The sequence below is a fragment of the Nocardia alni genome (assembly GCF_019038435.1).
GTDB classification, from domain to species: domain Bacteria; phylum Actinomycetota; class Actinomycetes; order Mycobacteriales; family Mycobacteriaceae; genus Nocardia; species Nocardia alni.
Genome location: NZ_JAGPOX010000406.1, coordinates 1 through 384, shown reverse-complemented (window position 1 = coordinate 384; position 384 = coordinate 1). Strand labels below are relative to the sequence as shown.

Here is a 384-nt window from a genome sequence, read left to right as displayed (position 1 = left end):
GCCGGACGGTCCGCGCGAACTGGATGAGGCCCTGGCGCTCGCAGCCACCCTGATCCCACCGGGCCAGGCGACCAGCTACGGCGGTCTGGCCGCCGCGCTGGGTGCCGGCGGCCCCCGTCAGGCGGGGCGCGGCATGTCCCGCGCGCCGCAGGGGACCCCGTGGTGGCGGGTGGTGCGAGCGGATGGCTCGCTGCCGCCGTCGTTGGCGTCCCGTGGCGCCACGCATTGGCGGGCTGAAGGCACGCCCCAGCGCGCACTCTCCTCCCCAGGCCTTCCCGACGACGGCCGGCACCTTCGCCTGGACCTCGCCTCCGCACGGTGGTCACCCGGTGCGGAGGAGGAGTCGCTGTTGCGGGCGATCAGGGAACGGATCGGCTGATCTCC

1 protein-coding gene is annotated in these 384 nt (G+C 75.5%); it reads left to right on the top strand.

All coding sequences use genetic code 11. The features are described 5' to 3' along the window. Positions 1-379 (top strand): MGMT family protein (locus tag JZ791_RS44545; RefSeq protein WP_216904051.1); only part of this gene is annotated, 379 nt, incomplete at its 5' end. Positions 380-384 lie beyond the last annotated feature (5 nt).